The sequence below is a fragment of the Streptomyces sp. NPDC049541 genome (assembly GCF_044465725.1).
Lineage (GTDB): Bacteria > Actinomycetota > Actinomycetes > Streptomycetales > Streptomycetaceae > Streptomyces.
Genome location: NZ_JBITLY010000003.1, coordinates 137,521 through 150,656, shown reverse-complemented (window position 1 = coordinate 150,656; position 13,136 = coordinate 137,521). Strand labels below are relative to the sequence as shown.

The 13,136-nt window shown below is 71.9% G+C and carries 9 protein-coding genes and 2 tRNA genes; 8 read left to right on the top strand and 3 right to left on the bottom strand.

Translation table 11 applies throughout. The annotated features are described in order from the left end of the window. Positions 1-99 precede the first annotated feature (99 nt). The 5 genes from ACIBW9_RS12955 (at position 100) to ACIBW9_RS12935 (ending at position 5,172) form a co-directional block, all read left to right on the top strand. Positions 100-1,044, top strand: a complete 945-nt coding sequence (locus tag ACIBW9_RS12955) for a bifunctional MaoC family dehydratase N-terminal/OB-fold nucleic acid binding domain-containing protein (RefSeq protein WP_398954233.1) — start codon at positions 100-102, stop codon at positions 1,042-1,044. Beyond that, positions 1,041-1,457, top strand: coding sequence for a MaoC/PaaZ C-terminal domain-containing protein (locus ACIBW9_RS12950; RefSeq protein WP_398954230.1), 417 nt, complete (start codon positions 1,041-1,043; stop codon positions 1,455-1,457). The genes ACIBW9_RS12955 and ACIBW9_RS12950 overlap by 4 nt, the downstream gene beginning before the upstream one ends. Continuing rightward, the gene (locus ACIBW9_RS12945) at positions 1,454-2,620 is read left to right on the top strand and encodes a lipid-transfer protein (RefSeq protein WP_398954228.1); all 1,167 of its coding nucleotides are present in this window, start codon (positions 1,454-1,456) and stop codon (positions 2,618-2,620) included. Before ACIBW9_RS12950 ends, ACIBW9_RS12945 begins: the two co-directional genes overlap by 4 nt. Positions 2,621-2,799: 179 nt before the next feature. Continuing rightward, complete coding sequence (locus ACIBW9_RS12940; RefSeq protein WP_398954225.1) at positions 2,800-3,357, top strand: SigE family RNA polymerase sigma factor; 558 nt, start codon at positions 2,800-2,802, stop codon at positions 3,355-3,357. Positions 3,358-3,495: 138 nt separating this feature from the next. Beyond that, on the top strand, positions 3,496-5,172 hold the full coding sequence (locus tag ACIBW9_RS12935) for a long-chain fatty acid--CoA ligase (protein ID WP_398954223.1): 1,677 nt from the start codon (positions 3,496-3,498) through the stop codon (positions 5,170-5,172). A 594-nt stretch (positions 5,173-5,766) separates the two neighbouring features. On the opposite strand, the gene ACIBW9_RS12930 is transcribed toward ACIBW9_RS12935, so the two are convergent. Further along, on the bottom strand, positions 5,767-6,963 hold the full coding sequence (locus tag ACIBW9_RS12930; RefSeq protein WP_398954221.1) for an MFS transporter: 1,197 nt from the start codon (positions 6,961-6,963) through the stop codon (positions 5,767-5,769). A 183-nt stretch (positions 6,964-7,146) separates the two neighbouring features. Here ACIBW9_RS12930 and ACIBW9_RS12925 point away from each other — a divergent pair, with 183 nt between their 5' ends. Further along, complete coding sequence (locus ACIBW9_RS12925) at positions 7,147-7,725, top strand: TetR family transcriptional regulator (protein ID WP_398954219.1); 579 nt, start codon at positions 7,147-7,149, stop codon at positions 7,723-7,725. Positions 7,726-7,746: 21 nt separating this feature from the next. On the opposite strand, the gene ACIBW9_RS12920 is transcribed toward ACIBW9_RS12925, so the two are convergent. Beyond that, positions 7,747-11,787: a PAS domain-containing protein gene (locus ACIBW9_RS12920; RefSeq protein WP_398954217.1), complete on the bottom strand. Its 4,041-nt coding sequence runs from the start codon at positions 11,785-11,787 to the stop codon at positions 7,747-7,749. Positions 11,788-12,051: 264 nt separating this feature from the next. Beyond that, positions 12,052-12,513: an SSI family serine proteinase inhibitor gene (locus ACIBW9_RS12915; RefSeq protein WP_398954215.1), complete on the bottom strand. Its 462-nt coding sequence runs from the start codon at positions 12,511-12,513 to the stop codon at positions 12,052-12,054. 170 nt (positions 12,514-12,683) lie between these two features. Here ACIBW9_RS12915 and ACIBW9_RS12910 point away from each other — a divergent pair. Beyond that, positions 12,684-12,774: transfer RNA gene (locus tag ACIBW9_RS12910), tRNA-Ser, on the top strand. Positions 12,775-12,962: 188 nt separating this feature from the next. Continuing rightward, a tRNA-Arg gene (locus ACIBW9_RS12905) sits at positions 12,963-13,035 on the top strand. The last annotated feature ends 101 nt before the right edge of the window (positions 13,036-13,136 follow it).

The following is a 13,136-nucleotide window of genomic DNA, read 5'->3' as shown; positions in this document are numbered from 1 at the left end:
GACCTTGACACTGCTCACTATCTGACGGACAGTCAGGAACTCTGGCGGGCGACGACGGAACCCGCTCGACGGCTGCGGTGTACCAGAAGTGTCAGTGCGATGCGCGATGCAGGAGACGGCGAGGGGGCGACGTTGAGCGAGGACGAGCTGGGGGCACGGCTGAAGGCCTACGAGGGGCGACGCGCCGCCGTGTCCGGCAGAGGCCGGGACCCCGTCAACGCGCCCATGATCCGGCACTGGTGCGAGGCGATGGGAGACACCAATCCGGCCTATGTGGGCCCCGAGGCCGTAGCTCCTCCCACCATGCTCCAGGCCTGGACCATGGGCGGCCTCTCGGGCCACGAAGGGCGCACGGGGGACTACGACGAGCTGCTCGCCCTGCTCGACGAGGCGGGCTGCACCTCGGTCGTCGCCACCGACTGCGAGCAGGAGTACCTGCGACCGCTGCGTCCCGGGGACGAGATCACCTTCGACACGGTGATCGAGTCGGTGTCCGAGCAGAAGACGACGAAGCTGGGCACGGGGTACTTCGTCACGACGCGGACGGACGTCCGCGTGGGCCACGCTCTCGTCGGCACGCACCGCTTCCGCATCCTCAAGTACGCCCCCGCCCGCCGCAGGAAGCCCGAGCAGCCGGCCCGGCGCCCGCGCCCCGTCGTCAACCGTGACAACGCCGGCTTCTGGGAAGGAGTCGAGCACCACCGGCTGCTCATCCAGCGCTGCACCGACTGCGCGACCCTCCGCTTCCCCTGGCTGCCGGGCTGCAACAACTGCGGCGGCCCGGACTGGGACACGGTCGAGGCGAGCGGCGAGGGCACGGTGTACTCGTACGTCGTCATGCACCACCCGCCCTTCCCGGCCTTCTCCCCGCCCTACGCGGTCGCCCTCATCGAACTCGCCGAGGGCGTGCGGATGATCAGCGATGTGGTCGGAGTGCCGTACGACAAGGTGCGCATCGGAATGCCCGTGCGGCTCGAATTCCAGGTGTACGACGAGGAGTTGGTGCTGCCGGTGTTCCGCGCCCGGGAGGAGGAGGCCGTATGAGGACCGGTGAGAAGCTGCCGCCGCTGGAGATCCCGATCACCCGCACCCTGATCGTGGCCGGAGCCATCGCCTCCCGCGACTACCAGGACGTGCACCACGACGCCGAGCTGGCCCACAAGAAGGGCTCCCCGGACATCTTCATGAACATCCTGACGACGAACGGCCTGGTCGGCCGCTACATCACCGACCACTTCGGCCCGACGGCTCTCCTGCGCACAGTGGCCATACGGCTGGGAGCGCCCAACTACCCGGGGGACACGATGGTGTTGACGGGCACGGTGGAGGAGGTCGTCGAGCAGGCGGACGGCGAGACGGCGACGGTCCGGGTGGTGGGGGCGAACGGCATCGGCCGCCATGTCACGGGCACGGTGACGGTCACCGTCCCCGCGCAGGCCCCCGGGGGTGCCGGATGAGCGTCCGCAGCCGGGACGGCCTCGGCGGGCGGGCCGCGATCGTCGGCATCGGCGCCACGGAGTTCTCCAAGGACTCGGGGCGCAGCGAGCTGCGGCTGGCCGTGGAGGCGGTGCGGGCCGCGCTGGACGACGCCGGGCTGACCCCGGGGGACGTGGACGGACTGGTCACGTTCACGATGGACACCAGCCCGGAGATCACCGTGGCCCAGGCCTGCGGGATCGGTGAACTGTCCTTCTTCTCCCGCATCCACTACGGCGGCGGCGCGGCCTGCGCGACCGTCCAGCAGGCGGCACTCGCGGTGGCGACGGGCATCGCGGAGGTCGTGGTCTGCTACCGCGCGTTCAACGAGAGGTCGGGCCGCCGCTTCGGCTCCGGGGTGCAGCACCGGGAGCCGTCCGCGGAGGGCGCCGCCCTGGGCTGGTCCCTGCCGTTCGGGCTGCTGACCCCGGCGTCCTGGGTGGCGATGACCGCCCAGCGGTATCTGCACACCCATGGGCTGACCCCGGAGGCGTTCGGGCAGGTGGCGGTGGTCGACCGCAAGTACGCGGCGACAAACCCGGCGGCGTACTTCCACGGCCGCCCGATCACCCTCGCCGATCACGCGGCCTCGCGCTGGATCGTCGAGCCCCTCAGGCTCCTGGACTGCTGCCAGGAGACCGACGGCGGCCAGGCGATCGTCGTCACCTCGGTGGAGCGGGCCCGCGATCTGCCCCGTCCACCCGCTGTCATAGCGGCGGCGGCCCAGGGCGCGGGCCGTGCGCAGGAGCAGATGACGAGCTTCTACCGGGACGACCTGACCGGCCTGCCGGAGATGGGCGTGGTCGCCCGGCAGCTGTGGCGCACCTCCGGGCTGACGCCGGCCGACATGGACGTGGCGATCCTGTACGACCACTTCACGCCGTTCGTCCTGATGCAGCTGGAGGAGTTCGGGTTCTGCGGGAAAGGGGAGGCGGCGGAGTTCGTGGCCGGGGAGTCGTTGCCGATCAACACGCACGGAGGACAGCTCGGGGAGGCCTATCTCCATGGGATGAACGGGGTGGCGGAAGGGGTGCGGCAGCTGCGCGGGACGGCCGTGAACCGAATACCGGGGGCGGGACGGGTCCTGGTCACCGCAGGCACCGGCGTGCCCACATCCGGCCTGGTCCTGACCGCGGACGGCTGAGCGGCCGGGTCCGTGAGCGCTGGTGGCGGGGCGACCCCCAGGGGTCATCCCGCAGTACCCCGGGGCCGCTCGTCCACCTACAGGAGGTGCAGCTGCCTCCACCCCTACAACCTGAGGGGGACTCGGCTTCGGGACCTGCGGCCGATGAGCAGGAGGCCCCCCGCTCATAGCGTGGAGCCATGACCACACCCGTCTGCACCAGCGCGTCGACCGCTGCCGAACCGGCGGCGCTGACCTTCCCGTATCCGTCGTTCGCGTCGTACGTGAGGGCCCGGCAGTCGATGCTGCTGCGTACCGCCCGGTCGCTGACCGCGAACCCGAGCGACGCGGAGGACCTGCTGCAGACCGCGCTCACCAAGACGTACGTCGCCTGGGAGCGGATCGAGGACCACCGTGCACTCGACGGCTATGTGCGGCGGGCGCTGCTGAACACGCGCACCTCGCAGTGGCGCAAGCGCAGGGTCGACGAGTTCGTGTGCGAGGAGCTGCCCGAGCCGGAGCCCGTGTCCGGCGGGAACGACCCGGCCGAGCAGCAGGCGCTGCACGACGCGATGTGGCGGGCGATCATGAAGCTGCCCGCCCGGCAGCGGGCGATGGTCGTCCTCAGGTATTACGAGGACCTCAGTGAGGTCCAGACGGCCGAGGTGCTGGGCGTGTCGGTGGGTACGGTGAAGTCGGCGGTGTCGCGTGCGCTGGGCAAGCTGCGCGAGGATCCTGAGCTGGGGCTTGTGCGGTAATGCGGCTACCTGGTGCCCCGTCGAGGGGTGACGTGGTGGCTATTGGGGGCCGACGTGACGCGATCGATCATCGGCACCTAGTGACATACCGCGCGGTATGTGCGCAGAATCAGCGCAACCCTTACCGCCGCGTAGGCAATGTCGCCACGGGAGGACACCGTGCTGAGCACGATGCAGGACGTACCGCTGCTGATCTCGAGGATCCTGACCCACGGGTCGACGGTCCACGGGAGGTCGCAGGTGACCACCTGGACCGGGGAGGGCGAGCCGCACCGCCGCTCCTACGCCGAGATCGGAGCCCGCGCGGCCCAGCTCGCGCACGCTCTGCGCGAGGAGCTCGGGGTCGCGGACGCCGACCGGGTGGCGACCCTCGCCTGGAACAACGCCGAGCATGTCGAGGCCTACTTCGCGATCCCCTCCATGGGGGCGGTGCTGCACACGCTCAACCTCCGCCTCCCGGCCGAGCAACTGGTGTGGATCGTCAACCACGCGGCCGACAAGGTCGTCATCGTCAACGGCTCGCTGCTTCCGCTGCTCGCTCCGCTGCTGCCGAAGCTGCCCACGGTCGAGCACGTCGTCGTCACCGGGCCCGGTGACCGCTCCCTCCTGGAGGGCGCCCGCCCCCAGGTGCACGAGTACGAGGACCTGCTCGCGGACAGGCCGACCACCTACGACTGGCCCCAGCTGGACGAACGCCAGGCCGCCGCCATGTGCTACACCTCCGGCACCACCGGCGACCCCAAGGGCGTGGTGTACAGCCACCGTTCGATCTATCTGCACTCCATGCAGGTCAACATGGCCCAGTCGATGGGCCTGACCGACCAGGACACCTCGCTCGTGGTCGTCCCCCAGTTCCACGTCAACGCCTGGGGACTGCCGCACGCCACCTTCATGACCGGCGTCAACCTGCTGATGCCGGACCGCTTCCTGCAGCCGGCGCCGCTCGCCGAGATGATCGAGTCCGAGCGCCCGACCCATGCGGCGGCCGTCCCCACCATCTGGCAGGGCCTGCTCGCCGAGCTGACCGCCAAGCCGCGCGACGTCTCCTCCCTCACCCAGGTGACCATCGGCGGCTCGGCCTGTCCGCCCTCCCTCATGGAGGCCTTCGACAAGCTGGGCATGCGGGTCTGTCACGCCTGGGGCATGACCGAGACCTCTCCGCTCGGCACGATCGCCCGGCCGCCGGCCCATGCGGTCGGTACCGAGGAGGAGTTCGCGTACCGACTGACCCAGGGCCGCTTCCCGGCCGGCGTGGAGGCCCGCCTCAGCGGCCCCGGCGGTGAGCGCCTGCCCTGGGACGGCGAGTCCGCCGGCGAGCTGGAGGTCCGCGGCAACTGGATCGCGGGCGCCTACTACAACGGCCCCGACGCCGAACCGCTGCGTCCGGCCGACAAGTTCAGCGAGGACGGCTGGCTGAAGACGGGGGACGTCGGGACGATCTCCCCCGAGGGCTTCCTCACCCTCACCGACCGCGCCAAGGACGTCATCAAGTCCGGAGGCGAGTGGATCTCCTCCGTCGAGCTGGAGAACGCCCTGATGTCCCACCCGGACGTCGCCGAGGCAGCCGTGGTCGCCGTCCCCGACGAGAAGTGGGGCGAACGCCCGCTGGCCACGGTCGTGCTCAAGGAGGGGGCGACGTCCGACTTCGAGACCCTGCGCGCCTTCCTCGCCGACGAGGGCCACATCGCCAGGTGGCAGCTCCCGGAGCGCTGGACGATCATCGAGGCGGTGCCGAAGACGAGCGTGGGCAAGTTCGACAAGAAGGTGCTGCGCAGGCAGTACGCGGAGGGGGCACTGGACGTCACCAAGCTCTGAGCGCCGGGCCGGCTTGCCGTGCGGCGGCACGGACCTGTGGCGTGACGACACGGCCAGTTCGTGTGAAGGCCCGGACTTGTGGTGCGACGGCCGCGGTGCCGTGCGGTGGCCGAGCTGCCGTGCGGCGGTCCGGGGCTGTGGTGTGACGGCCGGACCCGTCGTCGGTGGCCTGGACTCATCGTGCGGCGGTCCGGGGCTGTGGTGTGACGGCCGGACCCGTCGTCGGTGGCCTGGACTCATCGTGCGGTGGCCGAGTTTGCCGTGCGGCGGTCCGGGGCTGTGGTGTGACGGCCGGACCCGTCGTCGGTGGCCTGGACTCATCGTGCGGTGGCCTGGACTCATCGTGCGGCGGTCCGGCGCGTCGAAACCCCGCTGTGCGGTGGGGCTGTGGCGGTGTCGAGGTGCGGCAGGAACTGGAAGGGGGGCCAGACGGCCGCTGGCCTGCGGGACCCGCTTCTGGTCCGCCGCATCTTCGGCCCCGAGATCCTGCTGCGCTGCGCGCAGGCCGGGTCGACGGGACCGCCAACCACGGCCCGGTCCCGCCGTACGACGGCGCTCACCGTCGAACCGCGGACCCGACCGCGTATGACGCCCTCACCGCCGTACCGCGGTAACCCCCCACCCCAGCACCAGCCACAGCCCCGCCACCGCGCACACCCCGCCCCAGCCCCAGTGGCCGAAGGCGAGGCCGGCCAGGGCCGAGGCGGTGGCGCCGCCGGCGAAGCCTGCGACGACGTAGGCGCTGTTGGCGGTGGCCGGAGCCGAGGTGGTGGTGAGCGCGAGGGTCTGGTTGGCGACGTGGGACGCGACGAGGGCCGCGTGGACGGCGATCGCGGCGACGAACAGGGCCGCGAGCGCCTGCCCGCCCCACCAGAACAGCGGCACGGACACGGCCGCGAGCAGATACGCCGACCGTACGACCTTGGCGGCGCCGAATCGGTCGACCAGTCCGCCGGCCAGGGGCGCCACCGCGCTCGCGGTGAGCCCGAAGAGGCCGAACAGACCGGCGGTCGCGGTGGACAGGCCGTAGGACTCGCCGGTCAGCAGCAGGGCGAGCGAGGTCCACAGGGCGCTCCAGGCGCCGTACATCCCCGCCTGGCGCACGCACGCCCGCCACAGGTCCGGCGAGTGGCGCACGACGGACGGCATGGCGGCGAGGCCCGAGAGGAGCGAACCCTGGCGGCGAGGCGTCTCCGCGGGGAGGGCGCGCGCGGTCGCGAGACCCAGTACGGCGGTCAGCGCCGCCGCGCCCACGAAGACCGTCCGCCAGCCGAAGGCCTGACCGACCAGGCCGCCGAGCACACGAGCGGCCACGATCCCGGCGAACAGGCCGGAGATGACGGCGGCGACATGGCGGGCGCGGCGGTCGGCGGGGGCGCGTGCGGCGACCAGCGGGACGAGGAGCTGGGGGACCACCGTGGCCGCGGAGGCGACCAGTACGGCGGCCGCGAGCGCGGTCGTCCCGGCGGCCGTGGCGCCGGCGACCAGGGCCGCGGCGGTGACCAGGGACAGGACGGCGACCAGTCGGCGCCGGTTCACGCTGTCGCCGAGCGGGGCGAAGAAGAGCAGGCCGGCCGCGTAGCCGAACTGCGCGACCGAGGCGATCCAGGCGACCGCCGAGGGGGTCGAGCCGAAGTCGTGGGCGATGAGGGGGAGCAGGGGCGCCGCGAGGTAGATGTTGGCGGCCGTGACGGCGGTGCACAGGGCGATGAGGGGCAGGAGCAGGCGTGATGCGCCCGTCGGCGCCGGAGCGGCGGTCCGGACCGGTTGCGCTGCGGTGGTGGACTGCATAGCGGACGGACTCCTTCGAGTTCCTTCGAGTGCTTTCGAGCGAGTGCCTTCGAGTTCTTCTGGTTCTTCGAGCCAGCTCCAACAACTAACTGGTTGGTTGGAAGAGGGAACACCGTGCACCGCCCACCGATTCCCTGTCAACCAAATAGTTGGTTACCGACCTCGGAGCGGTACCCTGCCCCTATGGCAGTCAGAGACCCCGAGGCCACCAGGGCCCGGATCTTCGAGGCGGCGGTCGCCGAGTTCGCCGCCCACGGCATCGCCGGGGCCCGCATCGACCGCATCGCCGCCGCGGCCAAGGCCAACAAGCAGCTGATCTACGCCTACTTCGGCAACAAGGCGGAGCTGTTCACCCAGGTCCTGGGCAAGGTCATGCTCGACCTGGCCGCGGCCGTCCCCGTCGACCCGGACGACATCGAGGGCTGGATCGACCGCCTGATGGACTACCACGAGGCACACCCCGAGGTGCTGCGCCTGCTCTTCTGGGAGGGCCTGGCGTACGGCACCACCGACCTGCCGGACGAGGCCGAACGCCAGGAGCACTACCGCCGCAAGGTGGCGACCCTGGAGGACGGCCAGGACCGCGGCGTCATCACCGACGCCATCCCGCCCCGCGATCTGCTCCTGCTGCTGACCGCGGTGGCCAACTGGGCCGTCGTCGTCCCGCAGATGCGCCGCATCCTCGCGGGCACCGAGGAGACCGACCGCGACCGCCTGCGCACCTCGATCAAGGAGGCGGCACGCAGGCTCGTCGCGAAGTAGCGAAGCAGCCCTTGCCGAGGCCTAGTTGGTCCCGATCCGCGACAGCAGATCGACGATCCGGCTCTGCACCTCGCTGCTGGTGGACCGCTCGGCGAGGAACAGGACGGTCTCGCCGGAGGCCAGCCGCGGCAGGTCGGCCTGGTCGACGGCGGCGGTGTAGACGACGAGCGGGGTGCGGTTGAGCTGCCCGTTCGCCCGCAGCCAGTCGATGATCCCGGCCTGGCGGCGGTGCACCTGCATCAGGTCCATCACCACCAGGTTGGGCCGCAGCTGCCCCGCCAGTGTCACCGCGTCCGCATCGCTCGCGGCCCGCGCCACCTGCATCCCGCGCCGCTCCAGCGTCGCGGTCAGGGCCAGCGCGATCTCCGCATGCTCCTCGATCAGCAGCACCCGCGGCGGATGCTGCTCGCTGTCCCGCGGCGCGAGCGCCTTCAGGAGTACGGCGGGGTCGGCGCCGTACGCCGCCTCGCGCGTCGCCTGCCCGAGCCCCGCGGTCACCATGATCGGCACCTCGGACGCCACCGCCGCCTGCCGCAGCGACTGCAGCGCGGTCCGTGTGATCGGCCCGGTCAGCGGGTCCACGAACAGCGCCGCCGGGAAGGCCGCGATCTGCGCGTCGACCTCCTCGCGCGACTGCACGATCACCGGCCGGTAGCCGCGGTCGCTCAGCGCCTGCTGGGTCGTCACGTCCGGCGCGGGCCACACCAGCAGCCGACGCGGGTTGTCCAGCGGCTCCGGAGGCAGCTCGTCGTCCATCGGCACCGGACGCGGGGTGTCCGCGATCTCCACGGCCCCACCGGGACCGTCCAGCGGCTCCGGCCCCTCGGCCGCGTTCTCGTCCGGCGCCCCTATGGCGTACGACCGCCCGGTGCCCTCGGTCATCTGCGCCAGCCGCGACTGCCCGGCCAGTGAGGGCTGCGGCTGTGCCGGTACGGGAGTCTGTTCGGCCGCCGGGTGCGGACGGGCCGCCTGCTCGGGGGCCGCGGCCGCGGGCTCGGTCCGCGTGCCCAGCTTGCGACGCCGGCCGGAACCGCTCGGGTTGTGCGGCGCTGGTGTGGCCGTGGGCTGCTGCACCTGCGCGGCCTGCCGCGTGAACGGCACCCCCTGGCCCAGCGTCCGCACGCTGATCGCCTGGCCCTGCGTGGAGTTCGGGTCGACGGGGACGGCCGGTGCGGCGGCCGCTTCGGCGGGGAGCGGCTGGGCGGGGCGTGCCGGTGCCGCGGCTGCCTCGGGGGGCAGCGGAGTGCCGGGCGCCGGGGTGGACTGACCGGCGGCCCCCTCCACGGGCGCAGCGGGAAGCGGCTGAGCGGCGGCGGCCGGTGCGGCTGCCTGGCCGGTGCCGTTCGGCGCGGCGGCCGCCTGGGCGGGAACGGGCGCGGCCTGCTGCACCGGCACCCCCTGCCCCGGAGTCTGTCCGCCGGCCTCCTGCGCCCCGGGCTGTGCCACGGCACGGCGACGGCGGCCCGTCGGCGCGCTCGTGGGGTGCGGTTGCGGCGGAGTGTGGTCGCCGGACTGATCGTGCGGAACGGCATCGTGACGACCGTCGTCGGCCAGCCCGTCACCGGAAGCATCCAGGCCGCCCTTCCCGGGGACCTGCGGGTGTCCGGGAACCTGCGGCTGAACAGCAATCTTCGGCTGCCCAGGAATCTGCGGCTGAGCAGGAGCCGGAACCGGCGCCTGACCCTGTGCAGGTACGGATGCCTGCCCAGGCACCGGCGCCTGCCCCTGCGCACCCGCGGCGGGAACCCGGTCCGCCTCCGCCGGCGGCAGGGCGAACACCGAACGCGGGGCCGCCTCCTGTGCGGCGGCGCGGTCGTTCGCGGCGGCCAGGGCGCGGCGACGGCGCCCGGTCGGCTCGCCGTTCTCCGTGTTCTGTACGGCTACGGCCTGCTCGGCCCGGACCGACTGCTCGGCTGCCGTGGGGCCCGCGGGCAGCGCCGCGGGCAGGGCGGGCTGCTCGCCGCCGTCCCGTCGCGCACGTCGGGCGCCGGGTGCGGGCACGCCCTGAGGCGGAACCGTCCCGCCCAGCCCCGTGCCGACGGCCGCGGTCCCGGAGCCGTGCTCGCCGGCCATGACGACGGCACCCTCGGCGACACCGTCACCGGCGTCGGCCGGCCGCCCGCGCCGTCGCCCGGTACCACCGGAAAGCTCCAGCGCTCCCGCGGCGGCCGCCGACTCCTCCACCGCACGCCTGCGCCGCCGTCCGGTGGGCACACCGCCCTCCGCGTCACCGGCATCGGTCGGGTCACCGGCCTCCGCCGGCCCCTCGCTCTCCAGGAACGCGTCGACGGAGGCCCGCCGGGCACGCCGGCGCCCGCCACCGGAGGTCTGGTCGGAAGCGACACCCTCGTCGGACCCGGCGCCCGGAACCTCGGCCGGACCGTCGGCCGCAACGGCCCCGGCCCCGCCCCCGATGGGCACCTCCAGCACATAAGCGCTGCCGCTCATCCCGGGCACTTCGTGCGTCTGCAGCACACCGCCATGAGCCCGCACGATCCCGCGCACGATCGGCTCGTGCACCGGGTCTCCCCCGGCATACGGCCCGCGCACCTCGATCCGTACGACCTCACCGCGCTGCGCGGCGGCCACGACGACCGTGTTGTCCATGTAACCGCCCGCCGACACGGGCGCGTTGCCGGTCGCATCGACACCGGCGACATCCGCGACCAGATGGGCGAGCGCACTCGCGAGGCGCTGCGGGTCGACCTCGGCCTCGATGGGCGGCGCGTGCACGGCGAACTGCACCCGGCCGGGCCCGATCAGCTCGACCGCCCCGTCGACCCCGGCGGCGACCACGGCGTCGAGCATGACCTTCGTACGAGTGATCTGCTCGCTCCCGGCGTCGAGCAGCTGGTAGCCGAGGACGTTGTCGATGAGCGTGGTGATCCGCGAGTAACCGGCCGACAGGTGGTGCAGCACCTGGTTGGCCTCCGGCCACAGCTGCCCGGCGTCGTCGGCGGCGAGGGCGGCCAGCTCGCGCCGCAGTTCGTCCAGCGGTCCGCGCAGCGACCGCCCCAGCAGGGTCAGCAGCTGCTCGTGCCGCGCGGCGAGGGCCTCGTAACGGTCCTTCTCCCGCTCGCCGAGAGCGGCATACCGCTCCTCGCCGGCCGCGATCTCCTCGTCGTGCTGCTCCTGCAGCTCCGCGATCTCGGTGACGTGCTTCTGGCGCAGTGCGGTGAGCTCGGAGGCGTGCTCCTCCTCGATCCGTTCCAGTTGCTGCGCATGCCGCTTCTCGAGGGCGGCCTTCTCCTCGGCGAGCGCGTCGTACGGCCGCCGGTCGGCGAAGGTCATCACGGCACCGACGAGCTGGTCCCCGTCGCGCACCGGAGCGGTGGTCAGATCGACGGAGACCTTGTCCCCGCCCTTGGAGAACAGCACCTGCCCGCGCACCCGGTGCTTTCGCCCGGAGCGCAGGGTGTCGGCGAGCGCGGACTCCTCGTACGGGAAGGGGGAACCGTCGGCCCGCGAGTGCAGCACGAGGGAGTGCAGCTCCTTGCCGCCGAGATCACTGGCCCGATAACCCAGTATCTGAGCGGCGGCCGGATTGACGAGCACGATCCGCCCGGCCGTGTCGGTCCCCACCACACCCTCGGACGCGGCCCGCAGGATCATCTCGGTCTGCCGCTGCGAACGCGCCAGCTCGGCCTCGGTGTCCACGGTCCCGGTCAGGTCGCGCACGACGAGCATCAGCAGCTCGTCGCCGCTGTAGCCGTAACCGTCGTAGGCCTGCTGTCCGTTCTCGAGGTTGGCGCTGGTGACCTCGACGGGGAACTCCACCCCGTCGGTCCGCCGCGCGATCATCCGGGTGGGCTTGGTCCGCCCGGCGGGGTCCATGTGATCGGGCCGCCGCATGGACCCCGGGATGAGCTTGGAGTCGAACTGCGGCAGCAGATCGAGCAGCCCCCGCCCCACGAGAGCCGTACCCGGCGCTTCAAAGGCCTCAAGCGCGATCGTGTTCGCGTTGACGACGGTCCCATTGGCGTTGACCAGCACCAACGCATCGGGAAGCGCGTCGAGTATGGCTGCGAGGCGAGCAGCGCCTCGGGATGGCCTGCTGCTCACGAGACGCTTCCTCCCTGTTACCGCACCTTGCCGACCGCTCGGGCCATCTTGCCAACCGGCCCGCGACGTGTCACGCGAGGGAGTCTAAGGGCAGTGGTTGCGCTCGCGACGCCGGATGAGAGGGAGGTCGCACGACGAGTTGAAGTAGAACGTGTGCCCGCATCCTCTGGCCTGCGCAGGGCTTCGCGAGACCTTCGCCGGACCCTTACGAAGTCCTGGGTTTCCCCGGAAAAATCCTGGGCGAGTCCCTGCGCCTCTACGTCCCTACGGTTGCCCTTGCGGCCGCAGATCGGGCAGCAACGGCACAAGCCGGTCCCAGCGGCCGATCTGACATCCGTCGCTGCGGTCGTACGACGCGTCGACGGGCCGCCCGGCCCACCTCCCCGTGACATGCGCGGTGGCGGGCCCGCCGTACTGCATGGTGCAGACGCTGTCCTCGGGCACGGGCGCGAAGGTGTCCCTGCCCCACCGGGCGACACGATCGAGCGTCTCGCACGCACCGCTGACATCGGGATGGTCACCGCTTCCGGGATGGCAGTACAGCTCGAACGTCCCGTCCGTACCGTCGCCCGCGTGCCGGACGGTGACGGTGAGGTGGTCGCCGGCCCGGTCCTCGTCCTGCACGGGCGGCGGTGCGAGAGCGGGACGGCCGACGTCGGCGTGGGCGACGGCGGGCACTACGGAGGCGGCGGCGGTGGCGGCGACGGCGAGAATCCGAGCGAACATGCCCTGACTAACGCCCCACCGCCCCGCTCGGCACGGACACCCCGGCACGGGCCGGAAGGGCTTTGCTCTGCGGCCTGCCTGCCTAGTACCGTGGGAGTCGATTGGTGACAGCACGCTCGACTGTGTCATCATCTGCACGCACCACTCGCGCTCGCGCGGGCGGCTGTGCTGGAGGCGTCGCCTAGTCCGGTCTATGGCGCCGCACTGCTAATGCGGTTTGGGCCTTAAAGCCCATCGAGGGTTCAAATCCCTCCGCCTCCGCGCATGATCACCGAAGCCCCGGTCCGAGCGACCGGGGCTTCGTCGTTCACAGAACCGCCCGAAGAGGCGTTTCCGCAGGTCACAAGGGGTGCGGCAAACGGATTTCACATGGCGGCGGCAGTCATGTAATGTTCTTCCTGTCGCCGCGAGCGGGCCGAAAGGACCAGGACCGGCGGAAAACAAAACAAGCACTCGTAGCTTAACGGATAGAGCATCTGACTACGGATCAGAAGGTTGCAGGTTCGAATCCTGCCGAGTGCACACAGGTGAGAGGTCCCGGAGAGATCCGGGACCTCTTGCGTTTTGGGGCGTACAGCGGCGGCGTACAGCAGTGGGGTACGGCAACGGGCTCCGAAGATCGA

What these genes read in the sequence shown, in the direction of transcription:
- ACIBW9_RS12950 (WP_398954230.1), top strand. Translation starts at nt 1,041, where the DNA reads ATGAGGACCGGTGAGAAGCTGCCGCCGCTGGAGATCCCGATCACCCGC.
- ACIBW9_RS12935 (WP_398954223.1), top strand. Translation starts at nt 3,496, where the DNA reads ATGTCGCCACGGGAGGACACCGTGCTGAGCACGATGCAGGACGTACCG.
- ACIBW9_RS12940 (WP_398954225.1), top strand. Translation starts at nt 2,800, where the DNA reads ATGACCACACCCGTCTGCACCAGCGCGTCGACCGCTGCCGAACCGGCG.
- ACIBW9_RS12915 (WP_398954215.1), bottom strand. Translation starts at nt 12,513, where the DNA reads ATGTTCGCTCGGATTCTCGCCGTCGCCGCCACCGCCGCCGCCTCCGTA.
- ACIBW9_RS12955 (WP_398954233.1), top strand. Translation starts at nt 100, where the DNA reads ATGCGCGATGCAGGAGACGGCGAGGGGGCGACGTTGAGCGAGGACGAG.
- ACIBW9_RS12930 (WP_398954221.1), bottom strand. Translation starts at nt 6,963, where the DNA reads ATGCAGTCCACCACCGCAGCGCAACCGGTCCGGACCGCCGCTCCGGCG.
- ACIBW9_RS12925 (WP_398954219.1), top strand. Translation starts at nt 7,147, where the DNA reads ATGGCAGTCAGAGACCCCGAGGCCACCAGGGCCCGGATCTTCGAGGCG.
- ACIBW9_RS12945 (WP_398954228.1), top strand. Translation starts at nt 1,454, where the DNA reads ATGAGCGTCCGCAGCCGGGACGGCCTCGGCGGGCGGGCCGCGATCGTC.